The sequence below is a fragment of the Clostridium facile genome, assembly GCF_014297275.1.
Taxonomy (GTDB): domain Bacteria; phylum Bacillota; class Clostridia; order Oscillospirales; family Ruminococcaceae; genus Massilioclostridium; species Massilioclostridium facile.
This window is the reverse complement of sequence record NZ_JACOQK010000001.1, coordinates 2,538,334-2,556,817: the sequence shown is the minus strand read 5'-3', so window position 1 is coordinate 2,556,817 and position 18,484 is coordinate 2,538,334. Positions and strand designations below refer to the sequence as shown.

Sequence of the window (18,484 nt, the reverse complement as noted above, 5' to 3'; positions counted from 1 at the left end):
GCTACTAAAAGGTTGAATTTTCTACTGGTTATCGATATAATAAAATAGAGTTCATATCGAAAAATCGAATAAAATTCAGGATCGATTAATTTGGGGAATTTTTGATGAAAAATTTTGTTTTTAAAATTGGAAGTGCCATACGAGACTATGTCCGGGAAACGGACAAGATGTTATTGGTGATGGCAATTATGTTATCTATTCTAAGTTGTACATTACAATATTCATTGGCAACCGCTGGTGCTATCCAATGGAGGCCGTTTTATATGCAAATAGCTTCTAGCTGTGTGGGAATTGTAGCAGCAATCATTATCTCTTTAATTGATTACCATACCCTAGCAAAATTATGGAAGCTTTATGTGCCCATTATTTTAATTTTAATTGGATTGACTTTGTTTACCCCATTGGGTTCTATGAGAAACGGAGATGGTATGGGATCTGATGACCGTATCCTTTTGAATATTGGTTTTATGGACATTCAACCATTTGAATTCTTAAAACTTGGATTTATCCTTACGTTCTCGCTTCACGCCTCGTCTGTGAGAGACCATATTAATCAGCCAAAAACCCTGTTGTTCTTAATTCTGCATGGATTGGTTCCCATTGGATTGGGCTTCCTATCTGGAGACTATGGAACAATGTTAGTGTTCATTTTGATTTTCCTTTGTATTTTATTCACCTCTGGATTAAGTTGGAAACTAATTCTTCCCGGTTTGGGGGCAGCGGTAATTGCTGGATTTGTCTTTTTTAATTTCGTCATGGATGATTACCTACAAAAGAGATTTTTGTTATCGGACGAATATCTATATGAAAATAGGCTTGGAGATACGCTACAACAGTACTGGGGTAAAATTACCTTGGGTTCCGGCCAATTGACCGGAAAAGGGCTTTTATCAGATAAATTGATTACCACTACTCCAGAATTGTACAACGATTTTATCTTTGCCCATGTAGGCCAGGTATTCGGTTTTGTTGGTTGTATTGCCCTGGTAATCTGGATTATGGTAATGTGTATCAAACTCATTATCAACGCACGTTCGGCGGATGATCCATTGGGATCCTATATTTCTGTTGGTGTATTTGCTGTGCTGTTTTTCCAGTCAGTTATTAATATTGGAATGGTGCTTTGTGTTCTTCCGGTTATTGGTATTCCATTACCATTTGTCAGTGCAGGAGGGACATCCGCTTTAACCACCTATATGATACTAGGGCTTGCCCTAAGTGTCCGAATGAATACAACAAAAAAAGACCATTTATTTTAATTATAAAAGGAGATTATTATGCGAGTAATTACAGGCACCGCAAAAGGTCGTAAACTCATTACCTTAGAAGGAATGGATGTCCGTCCTACAACCGATCGTGTAAAAGAAGGGCTTTTTAGCATTATCCAATTTGACCTTCCTGGTGCGATGGTATTGGATTTATTTGCCGGATCTGGCCAATTAGGAATTGAAGCATTAAGCCGTGGGGCAAGCACCTGTGTATTTGTAGACCAGTCCAGAAAAGCGCAGGAGGTACAAAAACAAAATTTACAACACTGTAATCTAATGAGTAGGGCCAGAGTTGTATTAAATGACGCCCTTACATTTTTAGCTGGCACAAAGGACCAATATGATATTGTTCTGATGGATCCACCTTATCATAAAGAAATGATCCCGGCCGCACTACAAGCTTTAAGTGGAAAATTAACCGAAAATGGCGTTATTATTTGTGAAACCGGTATCCGCGATGAACTCCCTGAACAAGTTGGAGAGTTCCAGCAGTACCGTACTTACCAATATGGAAAAATCAAATTGACAACCTACCATATGGTAGAAGCTTAAGTGTCCAAGACAAAGGGAGCGTGGAACAATGAGAAAAATTGCAGTATGTCCTGGCAGTTTTGACCCAATTACCAAAGGGCATTTGGATATTATTAGACGTGCCAGCCAGTTATTTGATCGTGTGATTGTTTTGGTGTCTGTTAATCCAGATAAAGACGCCACTTTTTCCGCTACGCAGCGGATGGAATTTATTGAACGGGCCACTGCGAACCTACCAAATGTAGTAACCGATTTTAGCGACGGCTTATTGGCAGACTATATGCGTGACTGTGGTGCGTGTGCAATTGTAAAAGGATTGCGTGCAGTTTCGGACTTCGAATATGAGTTCCAGATGGCAATGGCAAATAAAAAATTAAATCCAGATGCGGAAACAGTATTCTTAACTACTCAGGGCGAAAATATGTACCTTAGTTCCAGCCTAGTTCGCCAAATTGGGCGTTTAGGTGGGGATATCAGTACCTTTGTACCGCCGGAAATTTTACATGATATTGAAACTGGATTGAGGAAAAAATAATAAAGAGCATTAAAAAAAGAGGGGGTTATTGTTGTGAATATCAACGAAATTTTGGATACCATGGAGGATATGTTGGAGCAAGCTTGGTCTTTGCCATTATCCGGTGGAAAATCTGTTGTAAATGTGGAGCGAATGCTGGATTTAATCAGTGAAATTCACCTGCAGCTGCCAAAAGAGATTAAACAATCTAAAATGATTGTTGCAGATCGACAAGATATTATCAACGATGCGAAAAAAGAAGCGGAACAGATTATCCGGGATGCGGAATTAAAAGCAAAACGACTGGTTTCGGATACCGAAATCCTAAAAGAAGCAAAAACCCGTGCAAACCAGATGTTGACTCAAGCACATAACCAATCCAATGAGATTAAGCAAATGACCAATGAATATGTGGAACGAGTTTTGACGAAATCAGAGGAAACTCTGTTAACCAATCTGCAAGAATTAAAAGGTGCCCATGCGGCAATCCGAAAAAGTACAAAATAATAAAAAAGGCAGCCAATTGGCTGCCTTTTTCTTCTATTTTTTGCTTGTTTCGAATCAACTATATCGAAATTATTCATCATGTTTTCCATCTAGGGTAAGAAAGTTCTACTCGTCTGTTATCTTGATAAATCACCTATATTGCGGATCTTGTAATAAAGACAAATGGATAAATCGTTCAAAATTGCCTAATTCATAATGGAAAGAGAGGATTTGGATATATCTACTACTTTAAGCTTTTTATTAATAAGTACCTAGAAGTTTATACATCCTTTGAACTACACATAATAGATTTTTTATGAACTGAAAGAGAAATCCTCTTATGTCGAATTGGAATTGCCACTAACATAACATCTCCTCATCGCTATAAAATAGCCGTATCAGATGGGAACAAGTTATGCTGCTATCATAACTTTTTAGCCATTATTATCATTGCATTACTCTTTTTCCCCCGATTAAACTGAGGGATTTTCTTCACATCTAAAACACCATAAAAAATCCAGATGAAAAATTTCATCTGGACTTATATTTGTATAATTATAGCACTTTTGATAGGAAATCTTTTAAACGCGGATGTTGTGGATTTGAAAAGAATGCTTCTGGTTCATTTTGTTCCAATACCTTACCGCCATCCATAAACAGGACACGAGTTCCAACCTCACGGGCAAATCCCATTTCATGGGTTACTACCACCATTGTCATCCCAGCTTGGGCAAGTTCTTTCATAACTTCCAGTACTTCCCCAACCATTTCAGGGTCCAATGCAGAAGTTGGTTCATCAAACAGCATAACTTCCGGATTCATCGCCAACGCACGAACAATGGCAATCCTTTGTTTCTGCCCACCGGAAAGCATGTTTGGATATTCTTCCGCCTTATCGCGGAGCCCAATCCGTTCCAGTAGCTCATAAGCTTTTTGATCAGCTTCTTCTTGAGTCATCAATTTCAATTTTACAGGTGCCAGTGTAATATTCTTTAATACGGTTAAGTGTGGAAATAAATTAAAATGCTGGAATACCATCCCCATCTTTTGACGAACCTGATTGATATTACATTTTTTATCTGTAATTTCAGTTCCATCTACAAAGATTTGTCCACCAGTGGGCTGTTCCAACAAATTCAAACAGCGTAAAAAAGTACTTTTACCAGAACCAGATGGTCCGATAATAACAACTTTTTCCCCTTTTTCAATGTGCTCATTAATGCCACACAATACATGGTTGTCACCAAAAGATTTTTGAAGATTTTTAACGTCTATCACTTTTCGCCAACCTCTTTTCCAATTTTTTCATCAACAAGGATAACAGCATCACCATAACAAAATAAATCAATGCAGCAGCAATCAGTGGGAAAAACGCATCATAAGTTCTGCTACGCACAAAGTCGCTGGCTTTGGTTAAATCGGTTAGTGGAATAAAACCAACAACAGAGGTCTCTTTTAACAAAGCAATAAATTCATTTCCTAATGCAGGCAAGATATTCTTAATGGCCTGAGGCAAAATAATATACCGCATAGTAGACATCCTACTTAGTCCCAAAGAGCGACCAGCCTCCATTTGCCCTGGGTCAATAGAACTAATACCTGCACGCACAATTTCGGATACATATGCACTGGAGTTAATACCAAAAGCCATAACAGCTACAAATAATGTATTACTTACAGATACCAGAATGATATAATACATAATCATAACCTGTAGGACAACTGGTGTTCCTCGCACAATTGCGACATAAACACTAAGGATTTTATCCAATATTTTTAATTTTCCTGTTTGGGCAGTATATACTTTACATACAGCAATCAATACACCTAGAGCAACGCCAACCAATACAGCAAAAATAGAGATTGCTACAGTTGTTCCCCAACCTTTGAGGAATAATACCCAGCGGTCATCCGTTACAAACGTAGAGATAAACTTTTGAACCAATGAGTCCATAAAATCCACAAACCTCCTTTAAAATGCCACAAATACAGCAGGTGAAGCCGCCTGCTGTATTGTTTTTTATGATTTCCAATCTACAAAAATTATTGAACCTTTGCTGCACCAGTATGTTCCAAAATGAATTCGTCAATTTTACCTTCTTCATCTAATTTTTTCAATACATCGTTAATAACATCTAATAATTCTTGGTTCCCTTTTTGTACAGCAATTGCATATTCTTCCTGTGTGCTGCTACCATCTGCATAAACCAGTTCTGTACAGGTCATATTATCATTTACCGCAACAATATTTTCAGCTGGCAGTTTGTCAATTACTACAGCATCCAAGTTGCCATTGTTCATGTCCAAAGCTGCTTCTAATGCAGATTTGTATTGAATTACTTCAGCACCACTGCCTTGTAAAACACCTTCTACATTGTTACCATCATCATCTTGATAGCCATTGATCTCATCTGTTAAAATCAAATCTCCAGTGGTGCCCATCTGAACGCCCATCTTTTTGCCTTTTAAATCTTCAATGTTATTTACAGTTACACCTTTTTTAGTGATTACATACTGTACAGAAGTTGCATAAGTATCAGAGAAATCCATATTTTGTTTTCTTTCCTCTGTTACAGTAATACCAGCAGCGGCAATATCAGCTTTACCAGTAGAAATAGCGGTTAATGCACCATCAAATGTAACATTGTCAATTTGCAATTCCACACCCAATTCATCCGCGATTGCCTGTGCGATGTCAGCGTCAACGCCAACTACTTTATCTCCATCGCTTACATATTCAAATGGTGGGAATGCAGCATTGGTTGTCATAACCAGTTTACCAGATTTTTTAATAGATTCTACCGATGATTTTTCTCCGCCACAACCAGCGAAAGCTCCCAGAGCTAATACTCCAGCCAATAATACAGCGACTAATTTTTTCATTACATAATCCTCCTACAATTTAACATTAAAATTTATAAAAAGTTACTTTCTTTATTTTTGTATAAATATTCATATTATACATTTTATGAGTTTACCATACTCGATAGCATTTTGCAAGGTTAATCCATCAATTACGGTTAATTAAACGAAAAAAACAAAATAAAACCCAAAAAAACAATAAAAATGCCTATATTTTAAGGATGACTATTCTAGTTCCATTAAAATATAGGCATTAATTCATATGTATGATTAGTCTACTTTTTTTACCCAACCAAAGGTATCCTCGATTTTACCCCACTGGATGCCAGTTAATGTATCATACAGTTTTTGAGAAATAGGCCCAATTTGATTCTGATTAATTTCCATAACCAAATCGCCGTATTTTAACTCGCCAATTGGAGAGATAACAGCTGCGGTGCCTGTACCCCACGCCTCTTCCAGTTTGCCATCTTTATATGCTTGTACCAATTCATCAATAGAAAGCATTCTTTCTTGAACATTCATGCCCCAGGATTTTAAAATGTCAACAACGGATTTTCTGGTAATACCGGATAAAATACTACCATCCAAAGCAGGGGTTACAATTTCATCCCCTAATTTAAAGAATACATTCATAGCGCCTACTTCTTCTACATATTTTCGTTCAACGCCATCCAGCCATAATACCTGGGAATATCCTTCTTCGGCCGCAACATCCTGTGCTTTCATAGAAGCAGCATAGTTGCCCGCTGTTTTCGCAAAACCTGTCCCACCGGTTACCGCTCGAACGTATTTGGTTTCCACATAAATTTTAACTGGAGCTAAGCCGGTTTCATAATAAGCGCCGGATGGTGACATAATAATTAAAAATTTAAAATGAGTAGAGCTATGCGCGCCCAAAGATGGCTCTGTACCAATGATAAACGGACGAATATATAAAGAGGCGCCTTCCTCTCTTGGAACCCATTCCTGGTCGATTTCTACTAATTTCATTAATGCATCCAGCAAAAACGCTTCATCAAATTTTGGGATACACATACGGTCATTGGAGACGTTCAAACGTTTAAAGTTTTCTTCTGGACGGAATAACTGAACACCACCTTCACTATTGCGGTATGCCTTCATCCCTTCAAATACTTCCTGGCCATAGTGCAAACACATACAAGCTGGGGAAACTTCAATCGGCCCAAAAGGGACAATGGCAGCATTATACCAGCCGTTTTCTGGACTATAATCCATAACAAACATATGGTCAGTAAAATACTTACCGAATCCTAAGTTTCCTTGTGGTTTTTCTTTTGGATTCTTCGTCAATTCAACCCTGAGATCCATCATAAAAGCCATCCTTCTTTCTTCTGTAAAAATATATAAAAGTAAAATAATAAAACAAATTTAAAATTTATATTTTTTATTATAACACAAGTTTTATGAGGATGCAATCATTTTCCCCTGGCAATTTTGACAAAATGCAATGAATCGACCAATGTATTTTTGCAGGCCCAAATTAGCGCCTACAATTATCCCCCAATTCTATTTTCCAATCTTTTAATTGCTGGAGTGGAATTACGGTATTGCATTTCAGTTGCAATTTTAAATAAGTAACAGCCGCATAATCATTGCCTAATAAAAAGGATTTGTAAAAGCATTCAAAGGCATTCCGGTACTGTGGTAGGCTTTCATAACAAAGCCCTAAAGAAAAATAAATATCTTCCGCTTCGCTGATTCGAGTTACATGGTTCAAAGCTTCCCAGTATAAAGCGATTGCCTTTTGTTTATATTCTTCTTTTAAAACTCCTTCACAATGTACCCAGTTTTTCGAGTACCAGTTGGCAAGGCCAATAAGCCCTTTTGGATATTTTTGTTCAGCAGATGCTTTGTACCATCTATATTCCTGGTCATTATTTCCCTGGCAAGCATACCATAAACCAGCAGATGCTTGTGCTTCTGCATCCCCAGCGTTAGCAGCCCTTAAATACCATTGTAGCTCCTGCTCTGGATTTTCCCCAAAACCTCCATATTCCGTATATCCTAATGCGATGCTTTTCATCGCTTCTGTATCCCCTTGGTTTGCTAACTGCACTAATAGCTGAAATGCTTCTTGTGGCCGGGTAAACTGTATTGCCAGTGCGTACCGGTACATCGCTACAGGAACCCCTCTCATAGCGTCATTACGATAAATTTGTTCCCTCGCCAGATTTATTTTTTCAAAAACAGCTTCTTCTGGCCCAATTTCCAGCATTTTTTGGATTTCCCTTTGCGCTGATTCTACACCATTTTCATAATCATACATCAAATGCAAAAATTCCTGCCAATCTGTGTTTGGCATTTGATAACTTCCTTCTACCATTGCCCAAAACCCCTTAATCTTTGATAAAATCCTTTTCTTCCAGTATATAATGATTTGATTTTGTTTGCAATAGCAAAACAATCTGCTTATTTAAAAATCGTGGCGAGTTCCGCCATCACTACCTAATTATTCAAAAATAGAAATGATTTTTTCAATCTTCCAAAAACATTCCCTATCCTCTAAAGTATCATCTTCAATCACCGATTTTATTTCAGCTAAAGTTTTGTAGCACTGCATTTCACAAATATCCTTGATATTGATACCATTTAAGTTTGGGAATATCACTTTAATGTCCTCTTTCTCTAAAATTCCTTTTAAAATATCAATGTAAAGCTTCATTCTACCACCTCTATTAATTCATTTTAAGGGTTATACCCTTAAAAGTCAACCTCTTCCGATACTCTATTACATACTTGTATATGAGGTGATATCATGTTTGTACGGATACGAAATTTAAGGGAAGACCACGACCTTTCTCAAAAAGTAATTGCAGAATATTTGCAGGTACATCAAACCACCTATTCTGATTATGAATTGGGAAATTTAAATATCCCTGCTGAATTATTAATGAAATTGGCTCTTTATTACCAAACTAGTACAGACTATTTACTGGGCTTAACAGATGAACAAAAACCCTATCCCAGGAGCAAAACGCTACAATAATTGGATATCATTTCAATAATTATTCACATACTTCAGTGCTAAACCACATTTGTTACGCATAGGATACACCATGAGGTGGTAACAATGGTAAAGAGATGGGCTGTCGTCGGATTGATTGGTATAATTGTAGTATTTTTAGTTGGTTGTATTGGCCGTACGGTAAACCAGGTAACAACCCCATTAAAAACAGATTTTTCATTAAAAACAACGATGTCCTATCAGGATTGGGAGACGGAAGGTATTCTATCAAAAACTGGCGGAACCTATCATATTATGTTAACCTCTCCAGAGTCGGTGGATGGAATGGAATTTATCTATGATGGCGATAAAGTAACGGTTTCTTATTTAGGGTTATCTGTTGATGTAACAAAAGATAGTACCTTATTAAATTCTGTTTCCAGTGGAATGATACAGGCGGTAAACCATGCCTTGTTAGGAGCCGATACTACCATAAAAGAAAAAGGGGAACAATATGTCATCCAAGGCAATACAGAAAATGGAGAATACAAATTGGTGGTAGAACAAAAAACAGGATTGCCTGTTTCCTTAGAATTAAAGGCAATGGATTTACAATGTACGTTTGAACCCATAGAGGATACAACTTCCCAATCTGTATTTTTATCCTCTGTTGCTTAATCCTATATCAAACTATAATAAGAGGTTTGTTCTTACTCCATCTTCCAAAAAAAGCTTGATCTATCATAATTGCTGATATGATCTCTACCTTCCATAAATTTTAGCTCTTTCCGATATCTTTCTGTGATAAAAATTCGGTTTCTCTAGGAACTCACAAATTTCCTTTATTCATTTCTGATTTTCAAAGTAATCATAAAAAACGGGCTAACAAATTGTTAGCCCGTTTTTCGCTAAGAAGCCTTCTTTTCTTGGTCCTGTTCCAGACTAAGTGCAGTAGACATCATATTTTCGGCAAAGATACCATATCCTTTGGTTGGGTCATTGACAAAAACATGGGTCACTGCGCCCACTAATTTACCATCTTGTAAAATAGGGCTTCCACTCATACCTTGAACAATTCCTCCAGCTTTTTCCAATAGCGTTTTGTCAGTTACCCGAATTACCATATTCCTGGTTACTGACTTTTCGTTTAAATTTAGTTCTTCAATTTCAATTTCATATTCCTGTGGTGTTGTTCCATCCAAAGTAGATAAAATAGTCGCTTTCCCTGTGTGCACTTCCTGCTTTAACGCCAACGGGACTGGTTCTCCCTGTGGCTGTTCATACATTTCTCCAAATACACCGCAATCTGTATTTAACAGAACGGACCCAATTGGAGAATTGGTGGTAAATGCACCAATTAATTCACCAGGTGTCCCAATTGTCCCTTTGTTGATGCCATTTATTGTGGCGGAAACCATTTCGCCATAGGAAATCGGCAATGTCATACCAGTATCCACATCGCAGACCGGATGTCCTAATCCGCCAAATAATTGGGTATTAGGGTCGTAAAAAGTTACTGTGCCTATGCCGGCCGAGCTATCCCGTACCCATATTCCGGCTTTTGGATGTTTATCCACCCGGGAAATCACTGGCTGGATCGAAATCGTCTGGGATTCTGAACCTCTAGTATAAGTTACTGTAATTGCAGCACCATTACTTTGTTGTACCAGAGCCGAAATTTCTTTATTGGAAGAAACTGGTTGGCCGTTTACCGCTGTAATGACATCCCCAATTTTTAAACCTGCGTCTTTTGCTGGATTTTTCAATCCATCTTCACTGTCAATTGCGTTTAGTCCTACAACCATTACCCCTTGGGTTAACAATTTAATCCCAAACGGAGTACCGCCTGGAATTACCTCTGTTTGGTTTACCTCTGAGACCATCGTCTGCTTAATGGGGATAATTCCAAACAGATCTAATTGAACGGATTTACCAGAAGATTGGTTGGAAGACACCGTGCTAATGATTTGCTGAGGCTGGGACGAAGAGACCAAAGAATTAATCGTGAGCTGTTCTCCTTGGTGTACATAGTAATGGTCCGGTATGGTTGCCTGATAATAACCAGTTAATCCTAGTACCGAAAAAACCATTATCGCTGTCATACCTGCAAAAAAACGAATGATTTTTCTCATGAATGCTCCTTTGTTTGTAGATTGGCAAAATTGATTGCCGCAATTTCAAACGAAAAAAGGAGGCCGGGCATTTCGCCCAACATTACTATATGCGCAACCAATCGAAATACAAGTGTTATGATTTTCCAAACAAATAAAATAGCGAAAAGACGCTATTCTTTATTAATGGAAAAATTTTATAACACCTCTTTAATATACTAAATGTAATTATTTAAAAATAAAATACTTTTATTAAATTTAAAATTAAATATGTACGTAGAACTGATTTATATAAATTTATAGTATAAACAGTGATAAAACCTAATTTTGTCATTGATTTGATAATGGAACTACCACAACTTTTTATTGGCAAAATTTTAAATTTTAATCATCAAATAATGGTTTTATATTATACAAATAGTAAAAAATTGTGGATACAAAAACACCGCAATGATGGTATCATTGCGGTGTATCTTTTATAATGCGGTTTGATAAACTTCCATTGCCAATTCAAAGGATGTTTTTTTAATCCGTTCCACTGCTTTGGACATCTTTTCAAAATCGCTATTGTCAATCCCAATCTGGTGAAGGCGAGTTGGCAATTCTATGTAGGTGAAAAATTCTTCCAGACGGCGGACGCCTTCCAAAATAATCGCCTCCTGGTCATAATATTCCAGATCAACATCCATGACTCGGATAGCAAACTGGACAAACCTGGTTGGATTTTCTTTCCAAACTGTTTTAATCCATGCAGGAAATACAATCGCAAGCCCTTGACCATGTGGAATATCATAAATTGCACTTAATTCATGTTCCAATCCATGGGACACCCAGCTTTCCTTACGTCCAACGCCTAAAATACCGTTGTGTGCAATACTGCCTGCCCACATAATTTCAGCCCATAAATCGCAATTTTTGTAATCTTCCATCAGTTTTTTGCCGTTGTTCATGATGGAACGCAGAACTCCCTCACACATCCGGTCGGTAACATCTACATGGGTAGAAGGGGAAAAATACCGTTCCATAATGTGTGCCATCATATCACAGATACCATTTGCCGCCTGGTTCTTTGGCAGGGTTAAGCACAAATCAGGGCTTAAAATACTTAAAACAGGGCGGACAAGTTCGCTACTACATCCATATTTCCTTCCAGTTTCCATATTGCTCAGCACAGTACTGGCACTGGTTTCACTTCCTGCTGCCGGGATCGTCAAAATAGTAGCTACTGGCAATGCTTTTTGTGGTTTCGCTGAATTCTCTTTGTCATACAGGTCCCACACATCCCCTTCATAAGGGACGCCAATCGCAATCCCTTTCGAAGAATCAATGACAGAACCTCCTCCAACTGCCAAAATAAGCTGGACATTTTCCTTTCTTGCCAATTCAATTCCTTGACGGGTCAGTTCTACCCTGGGGTTTGGTTGGACACCGCCCAGTTCCACAAATTCGATACCAGCCCGGTTCAAGCTGGATACCACTTTGTCATATAATCCGCTGCTTTTAATGCTTCCTCCACCATAATGCAACAATATTTTTGTTGCATAAGGCTTTAGATATTCTCCTATGTTTTGATACTCCTCTTTTCCAAAAATGACTTTGGTGGGTAAACAAAGCTGAAACGATTCCATTCTGTTTTCCTCCTACGGAATTATCGAGGTAAGAAACCAACTTTTTTATAAACTTTTTCCAAAGTTCTGCGGGCAAAACGCTCTGCTTGTTCTGCTCCTTTGCGGTACATTTCCTGCAAATATGCTTTATCTTTGGAGTAGCGTTCAAAGTTTTCCCTTACTGGGCGTAGTTCTTCCGCAACCACTTCCCCGACTGCTGTTTTAAAATCTCCATAGCCTTTTCCTGCAAATTCTTGTTCAATTTGCTCATAGTTTTTACCAGTAATAACAGAGTAAATGGTCATCAGGTTATTAATGCCGTCTTTACCTTCCCGGTAAGCGATTTCCATCTCCGAATCGGTCACAGCACGTTTAAATTTTTTCACAATAACACCTGGGTCATCCAAAATTGAGATAAATCCATTGACATTTTCGTCAGATTTGGACATCTTTTTGGTGGGGTCCGCCAAAGACATAATTTTTGCCCCAGCCTTTGGAATATATGGTTCTGGCACTACAAAAGTATTGCCATATAAATTATTAAAACGGTTTGCCACATCCCTGGTTAACTCTAGATGCTGCTTCTGGTCAGCCCCTACCGGGACAAAATCAGGCTTATATAGCAAAATATCTGCGGCCATCAGATCTGGATAGGTAAACAACCCTGCGTTTACATTATCCGCGTGTTTGGCACTTTTATCTTTAAATTGAGTCATACGAGAGAGCTCTCCAAACTGGGTATGACAGGAGAGTACCCAGCTTAATTCCGCATGGGCTGGCACATGGCTTTGAATAAAAGTCAAGCTTTTTTCTGGGTCAATCCCACAAGCCAACAACAATGCAAAGCATTCCATTGTCTGCTTTTTCAGTTTAGCAGGGTCCTGCCGTACAGTAATGGCATGCAAATCCGCAATAAAATAAATACAGTTGTATTCTTCCTGTAAATTTCCCCAGTTACGGACAGCTCCAATATAGTTGCCCAAGGTAAACACACCAGTTGGCTGGATACCGCTGAGCATTACTTTTTTTCGTTCTGGTTTTGGAGTTGTATTTTCCATCGGACTAAATTCCTCCTAATTTTTTATTTCATCAAATCCCCAAGGATTTTTACACCGGCAATAATTTGTTCGTCAGTAGGTGTGGAGTAGTTCATACGGAATGAGGTGGTTGGAACATCATCACTGGTCATAAACGCATTGCCTGGTACCACTGCAACCTTATGGTTTTTCACTGCATCCTGGCAGAACGCCAACATATCTTGATCTTCTGGCAGGGTACACCATAAGAACAATCCTCCCTGTGGGATTGTCCAGGTAACATTTTTGCTAAAGTGTTTGTCCATTTCAGAAAGCATTAATTCCGCTTTGTGTTTGTAAATTTTGCGGAGGTTTTCCAAATGGCCAACGAAATCACACTCGGTCATAAAGTGGTACGCCACCATTTGCGCCAGAATATTGGTATGTACATCATTGGTCTGTTTTAACACGGTAATTTTTTGGATGATATCCGCATTTGCGCAAACAAAACCAACACGTAATCCTGGGGATAACACTTTGGAAAAGCTACCACAATAAATCACGATGCCATCTTCATCTAACGTTTTGATAGCTGGAACATCTTCTCCTGCAAAACGGAGGTCACCATATGGATTATCCTCAATGATACACACCCCATACTGTTTTGCCAATTGGTACATTTTACGGCGTTTTTCCATACTCATGGTGATACCAGACGGATTCTGGAAATTTGGAATGGTGTAGATTAATTTAGCAGTTGGGTTCGCTTTCAACGCATCTTCCAATTGTTCCATATTCATACCATCTTCATCCATTGGAACGCCAACCAAAGTAGCTTCGCTTGCTTTAAACGCATTTAGAGAACCAACAAAGCTTGGGCTTTCACAGATGATAACATCACCTTTGCTGCAAAAGGATTTTACAGTTAGGTCAATCCCTTGCTGTGCGCCGGATGTAATGATAACACGGTCGGTATCAGCTCCAATATGCAGCCTGTTTTTCAAGTCGTTGGTTACCGCTTCAATTAATTTTGGATAACCTTCGGTAATGCTGTACTGCAATGCCGCAATTGGTTCCTTTGCTAGGATATTCGCAGAAATTGCCTGAACCTTTTCCACTGGAAATGCTTCTGGAGCTGGGTTTCCAGCAGAGAATGGAATAACAGCTGGATCAGAGGAATATTTTAAAATTTCACGGATCACCGATGGCTTTAAATGATCCATTTTTTCGGAAAATTTATAACTCATATTGAACAACCTTTCTAAAACAATATCAATATACCATATTTTTTCATATGCTATCATGGTGATTGTTTTAATTTTATCACAATTTTGTGAAAATGAAAAGCCAAATACAAAGAAAAATACGTAATTATGCTGATACTAATTTTAAATTTTACGATTCTTTCAAAAATAATCATAGATTTTTCATCAAATCAGACGAAATTTGCTTGCAACTTCCTTTCTAGAAGGTTACAATAAAAATAGGAAAATATCTTATTCTTATTGAAAAAATAACGTTTAAAATTACTGTTAGTACAATATCTATAAATATTATTTATTTTTACGTTATATACTTAATAAAAGCTTTTTACTTGGGAGATTTTTATGAAACAACGTAAGCAAGAAAAAGAACATGGATGGTACCGTTTGGACAATGCCGCCAAACTGTTTCCCTCAATTAGTAATACAGAAAACAGCAATGTATTCCGTATGGTCTGTGAGTTAACCGAATCGGTTGACCGTAATACCCTACAAACAGCAGCGGAAAAAACTTTAGCTGTATTTCCCTCTTTCCGGGTCAGGCTGCGCCGTGGCCTATTCTGGAATTTTTTAGAATACAACCCAAATCCATTTAAAATTCATCGGGATATCCATCCTCCCTGCTCCTATTTTAAAGGGATTTCTCAAAGAGGATACTTATTTGAAGTTAGTTATTATAAAAATAAAATCAACCTGGATTTATTCCATGTATTAGCGGACGGAACCGGAGCAATGCAATTTTTGCGGATGTTGGTTTACCATTATTTACAGATTGCCCATGAGCGGGAATTAACCGAAAGTACGATCCCAGACAACTGTCTGGCAACTCCCAGCTCCCGTTCGGAAGACGCTTTCCATAAATATTACCAAAAAAGCAAAAAAGACGCCCCTTTTGAGAAAAAAGCCTACCGTATTACGGGAAGCAAACTAATGCCAGGGGAAATAAAAATCATAACAGGGCACATGCCAGTAAAACAGGTATTACAATTAGCAAAATCCCATCAGGCTACCTTAACTACTTATTTAACAGCAGTTGTGATTTACAGTATTTATGAAAATATGCCGGCAAGGAAAAGAAAACGCCCGGTAAAGGTAAATATTCCAGTTAACCTACGCAATCACTTTCCTTCTGTCACCTCCCGTAACTTTTTTGCTTGCATTGAAACCGGTTATACCTTTGATCAGCAGCAGCCAACTTTTGAACAGGTACTGGAGCAAGTAAACCAACAAGTAAAAGGACAACTGAGTTCGGATAAATTATCCCAACGGATTAATTTTACGGTGGCAACAGAAAAAAATCCTATTGTGCGCTGCCTTCCCTTGGCGCTAAAAGATATTGGTTTAAAAATCGCCTACAAACAAGGGGAAATTGCATATTCCACAGCCCTATCCAATATGGGTAAAGTTTCTATGCCAGAATATCTGCAGCCATACATTAAAAATTTTAATCTGATTATGAGCCCTTCTCCGTTTCAGCCAGTGAAATTTGGAGTTTGTTCTTATGGGGATACCCTCAATTTTACCTATTCTGCCGCAATGGAACCGGTAGATATCCCCCGGCATATTTTCCGTTATTTATCGAAACAAGGGGTAGAGGTTACAATTACAACAAATGAGGTGAAACGTGATGAAACAGTGTAAACAATGTAACATCAAAATAGCGGAAAACCTGGATTATTGTCCGCTTTGCGCTTCTTTGCTCTCTGGAGATGGTACTGGCTGTGTACAGAGTTACCCAAAAACAATCACCTTTTTTCGGAAATACAACCTTGTTTTGCGGATTTTAATTTTTCTTTCAATTGTTGCTTCAGTAATCTGCCTAGTGGTAAACTGGCAATTCCCCACTTCTCCTTATTGGTCTTTATTGGTAGTAGGAGGAATTATCTATTGTTGGGCTGCTACCATGATTTCCATCAAAAAAGGGTATAACAGCGGTATGAATATCTGGATTCAAATGCTGGTTTCTTCTGTTTTCGTTCTATTGGTCGATTTGCTGCTTGGATTTCATCGGTGGTCATTGTCCATTGCTATCCCTACCATCTGTATTGTTGGAAATATCGCCATGATTATTATGATGATTATTCGCCATTTTGATTTAAAAGATTTTATTATCTATATTTTGGCTTCCTGCCTATACGGAATGATACCATTGATATTTTTCTTACTTAATTGGGTAGATATCAAATGGATTTGCTTGTCATCCGCTGCTTTTTCCCTGATTGTACTCATTGGTGCGTTTGTATTTGCGGACAGAAAAACAAAACTGGAATTGAAAAAAAGGCTTCATTTATAGTTGTGGAGGTTTTATGTTAGAAAAAATAAAAGAACAAAATGTATGGGATTGTTTACAGCAAACGAATCTTCCTGTTGTGATGTACGGCATGGGGGATGGTGCTTTAAAAATATTCAAGGTGTTCGAGCAATATGGTATCCAAGTGGAAGCTATGTTCGCCAGCGATGAATTTGTACGTGGTCATTCTTTTCAGGGATATCTGGTACAAAAATACAGCGATATCTGCCGTCAGTATCCAGAGTTTCACACTGTAATGGCATTTGCTATCCACGATGACCCCACTTTAGAACGTTTATTCCAGATGAATCAAGAGCATCCCATTGTCGCACCGGATGTACCAGTAGCTGGGGATGGGTTGTTTACACGGGAATACATAGCAGAACACGAAGCGGAATTCGATCAAGTATACGATTTGTTGGCAGACGAAACCTCTAAAAAGACCTATTTGGATATCCTGAATTTTAAGGTTAGTGGAAAAATAGAATACCTCTATCAATGTCGTTCGGAGAAACCAGAGGTCTACACCAATCTATTAAAACCAAATGACCAAGAAATTTTTGTAGATTTAGGCGCCTATGATGGGGATACCATTGCGGAGTTCCTACAATTTGTATCGGATTATCAGCATATTTATGCGCTAGAACCCGATGCAAAAAATTTTAAAAAGCTGGAAAAGAACACCGCTCATTTAGAACGGATTACCCGTTATAATATGGCGGCATGGAACCAAACAGATACCCTGTATTTTAGCAAAAAAGCTGGACGTAATTCTCGTTTATCCAATAAAGGGGTAGAAATTCCAGCAGATTCTGTTGATCACTTAATTCAGCAGCCGGTATCTATTTTAAAAATGGATATTGAGGGAACGGAGTCCAAAGCATTGGAAGGAGCTAAAAAAACTATTCAGCAATACCGGCCAAAACTATATGTGTGCGCTTACCACCGCAATGAGGATTTGTTCGCGTTACCATTGCAGATTTTGGATCTCTGTCCAGATTATAAAATCTACCTCAGGCATCATCCTTACATACCTGCCTGGGAGACTAATTTTTACTGCATTCCAAAATAGGAGGATTTATGGAACGTTTGACAGAAAAAACAGAAACAGGCTATATTGTTGCTGACCCAATCCAGGCAGTAAATAAATTAGGCCGTCTGGAAGATATGTATGAAGCACTCTGCGAAGAAAAACAAAAAATTGAACGGGATATGAAACAGCTTTCGGATAGTGGCAAAACCAAAACAGTTACTTACAAGCAATTGTTTGCCAATAAATTAACTGTTATCAATTTACTTTCCCGTTTTGAGGTGTATGGAAACGAATAAATTTCGCACCATAAAAGAATAGAAACGATATCTGGTAAATTCATTTTATTTTAAAAACTGTACTGATAAATCAAGATGGTGATTGATATAAATTATAACCTTTTATCTTTCTAATACGGATTGTTTATTAATATGATAGTGATCCTTAGTTCTAACTGACACCATTCTTTACAGTGAAATAAGGAGAACATTTCATAAAAATATAACAATTACTATATTAAAATAGCCCTGTAATGGCGG

Annotated in this window: 20 protein-coding genes; 10 read left to right on the top strand and 10 right to left on the bottom strand. The window is 38.0% G+C overall.

The window, feature by feature from the left end:
- Positions 1-104: 104 nt before the first annotated feature.
- From H8Z77_RS10660 to H8Z77_RS10645, 4 genes are read left to right on the top strand one after another with little or no spacing between them, the layout of a single operon-like run.
- Positions 105-1,259, top strand: a complete 1,155-nt coding sequence (locus tag H8Z77_RS10660; protein ID WP_069986961.1) for an FtsW/RodA/SpoVE family cell cycle protein — start codon at positions 105-107, stop codon at positions 1,257-1,259.
- A gap of 18 nt (positions 1,260-1,277) precedes the next feature.
- Positions 1,278-1,820 carry a 16S rRNA (guanine(966)-N(2))-methyltransferase RsmD gene (gene rsmD / locus H8Z77_RS10655; RefSeq protein ID WP_186996984.1) on the top strand — a complete coding sequence of 181 codons (543 nt, stop codon included), beginning with the start codon at positions 1,278-1,280 and terminating at the stop codon, positions 1,818-1,820.
- Between the two features lie 28 nt (positions 1,821-1,848).
- Positions 1,849-2,334, top strand: a complete 486-nt coding sequence (coaD, locus tag H8Z77_RS10650; protein ID WP_069986959.1) for a pantetheine-phosphate adenylyltransferase — start codon at positions 1,849-1,851, stop codon at positions 2,332-2,334.
- Positions 2,335-2,367: 33 nt separating this feature from the next.
- On the top strand, positions 2,368-2,820 hold the full coding sequence (locus tag H8Z77_RS10645) for an ATP synthase subunit B family protein (RefSeq protein WP_270738972.1): 453 nt from the start codon (positions 2,368-2,370) through the stop codon (positions 2,818-2,820).
- Between the two features lie 534 nt (positions 2,821-3,354).
- On the opposite strand, the gene H8Z77_RS10640 is transcribed toward H8Z77_RS10645, so the two are convergent.
- The 6 genes from H8Z77_RS10640 to H8Z77_RS10615 all read right to left on the bottom strand — a co-directional run bounded on the left by H8Z77_RS10640 (position 3,355) and on the right by H8Z77_RS10615 (position 8,347).
- Positions 3,355-4,077, bottom strand: coding sequence for an amino acid ABC transporter ATP-binding protein (locus H8Z77_RS10640; protein WP_069986957.1), 723 nt, complete (start codon positions 4,075-4,077; stop codon positions 3,355-3,357).
- On the bottom strand, positions 4,064-4,753 hold the full coding sequence (locus tag H8Z77_RS10635; protein WP_069986956.1) for an amino acid ABC transporter permease: 690 nt from the start codon (positions 4,751-4,753) through the stop codon (positions 4,064-4,066). Before H8Z77_RS10635 ends, H8Z77_RS10640 begins: the two co-directional genes overlap by 14 nt.
- Before the next feature lie 89 nt (positions 4,754-4,842).
- Complete coding sequence (locus H8Z77_RS10630) at positions 4,843-5,682, bottom strand: transporter substrate-binding domain-containing protein (protein WP_069986955.1); 840 nt, start codon at positions 5,680-5,682, stop codon at positions 4,843-4,845.
- Between the two features lie 249 nt (positions 5,683-5,931).
- Positions 5,932-6,993: a branched-chain amino acid aminotransferase gene (locus H8Z77_RS10625; RefSeq protein ID WP_069987141.1), complete on the bottom strand. Its 1,062-nt coding sequence runs from the start codon at positions 6,991-6,993 to the stop codon at positions 5,932-5,934.
- A 172-nt stretch (positions 6,994-7,165) separates the two neighbouring features.
- Positions 7,166-8,008, bottom strand: coding sequence for a tetratricopeptide repeat protein (locus tag H8Z77_RS10620; RefSeq protein WP_186996982.1), 843 nt, complete (start codon positions 8,006-8,008; stop codon positions 7,166-7,168).
- Positions 8,009-8,134: 126 nt separating this feature from the next.
- On the bottom strand, positions 8,135-8,347 hold the full coding sequence (locus tag H8Z77_RS10615) for a hypothetical protein (protein WP_069986953.1): 213 nt from the start codon (positions 8,345-8,347) through the stop codon (positions 8,135-8,137).
- A gap of 93 nt (positions 8,348-8,440) precedes the next feature.
- On the opposite strand from H8Z77_RS10615, the gene H8Z77_RS10610 reads away from it, so the two are divergent.
- Both H8Z77_RS10610 and H8Z77_RS10605 read left to right on the top strand, forming a co-directional pair.
- Entirely contained in the window at positions 8,441-8,671 is a 231-nt protein-coding gene (locus H8Z77_RS10610) for a helix-turn-helix domain-containing protein (RefSeq protein WP_186996981.1), read from the top strand.
- 84 nt (positions 8,672-8,755) lie between these two features.
- Positions 8,756-9,307 (top strand): hypothetical protein, encoded by a 552-nt coding sequence (locus tag H8Z77_RS10605; protein ID WP_186996980.1) that lies wholly within the window; start codon positions 8,756-8,758, stop codon positions 9,305-9,307.
- Between the two features lie 230 nt (positions 9,308-9,537).
- On the opposite strand, the gene spoIVB is transcribed toward H8Z77_RS10605, so the two are convergent.
- The 4 genes from spoIVB to H8Z77_RS10585 all read right to left on the bottom strand — a co-directional run bounded on the left by spoIVB (position 9,538) and on the right by H8Z77_RS10585 (position 14,610).
- Positions 9,538-10,761 carry a SpoIVB peptidase gene (spoIVB, locus tag H8Z77_RS10600; protein WP_186996979.1) on the bottom strand — a complete coding sequence of 408 codons (1,224 nt, stop codon included), beginning with the start codon at positions 10,759-10,761 and terminating at the stop codon, positions 9,538-9,540.
- A gap of 455 nt (positions 10,762-11,216) precedes the next feature.
- Complete coding sequence (locus H8Z77_RS10595) at positions 11,217-12,368, bottom strand: iron-containing alcohol dehydrogenase (RefSeq protein WP_186996978.1); 1,152 nt, start codon at positions 12,366-12,368, stop codon at positions 11,217-11,219.
- Between the two features lie 20 nt (positions 12,369-12,388).
- Positions 12,389-13,405 carry a tryptophan--tRNA ligase gene (gene trpS, locus H8Z77_RS10590; protein WP_186996977.1) on the bottom strand — a complete coding sequence of 339 codons (1,017 nt, stop codon included), beginning with the start codon at positions 13,403-13,405 and terminating at the stop codon, positions 12,389-12,391.
- Between the two features lie 23 nt (positions 13,406-13,428).
- On the bottom strand, positions 13,429-14,610 hold the full coding sequence (locus tag H8Z77_RS10585) for an aminotransferase-like domain-containing protein (protein ID WP_069986937.1): 1,182 nt from the start codon (positions 14,608-14,610) through the stop codon (positions 13,429-13,431).
- A 360-nt stretch (positions 14,611-14,970) separates the two neighbouring features.
- Between H8Z77_RS10585 and H8Z77_RS10580 the strand changes: the two genes are divergently transcribed.
- The 4 genes from H8Z77_RS10580 to H8Z77_RS10565 are packed head-to-tail and all read left to right on the top strand — an operon-like array spanning position 14,971 to position 18,244.
- Positions 14,971-16,266 (top strand): hypothetical protein, encoded by a 1,296-nt coding sequence (locus H8Z77_RS10580; RefSeq protein WP_186996976.1) that lies wholly within the window; start codon positions 14,971-14,973, stop codon positions 16,264-16,266.
- Positions 16,253-16,918, top strand: a complete 666-nt coding sequence (locus H8Z77_RS10575; protein WP_186996975.1) for a DUF6320 domain-containing protein — start codon at positions 16,253-16,255, stop codon at positions 16,916-16,918. The genes H8Z77_RS10580 and H8Z77_RS10575 overlap by 14 nt, the downstream gene beginning before the upstream one ends.
- Before the next feature lie 13 nt (positions 16,919-16,931).
- Positions 16,932-17,987: an FkbM family methyltransferase gene (locus tag H8Z77_RS10570; protein ID WP_186996974.1), complete on the top strand. Its 1,056-nt coding sequence runs from the start codon at positions 16,932-16,934 to the stop codon at positions 17,985-17,987.
- A gap of 8 nt (positions 17,988-17,995) precedes the next feature.
- Entirely contained in the window at positions 17,996-18,244 is a 249-nt protein-coding gene (locus H8Z77_RS10565; RefSeq protein WP_069986941.1) for a hypothetical protein, read from the top strand.
- Positions 18,245-18,484 lie beyond the last annotated feature (240 nt).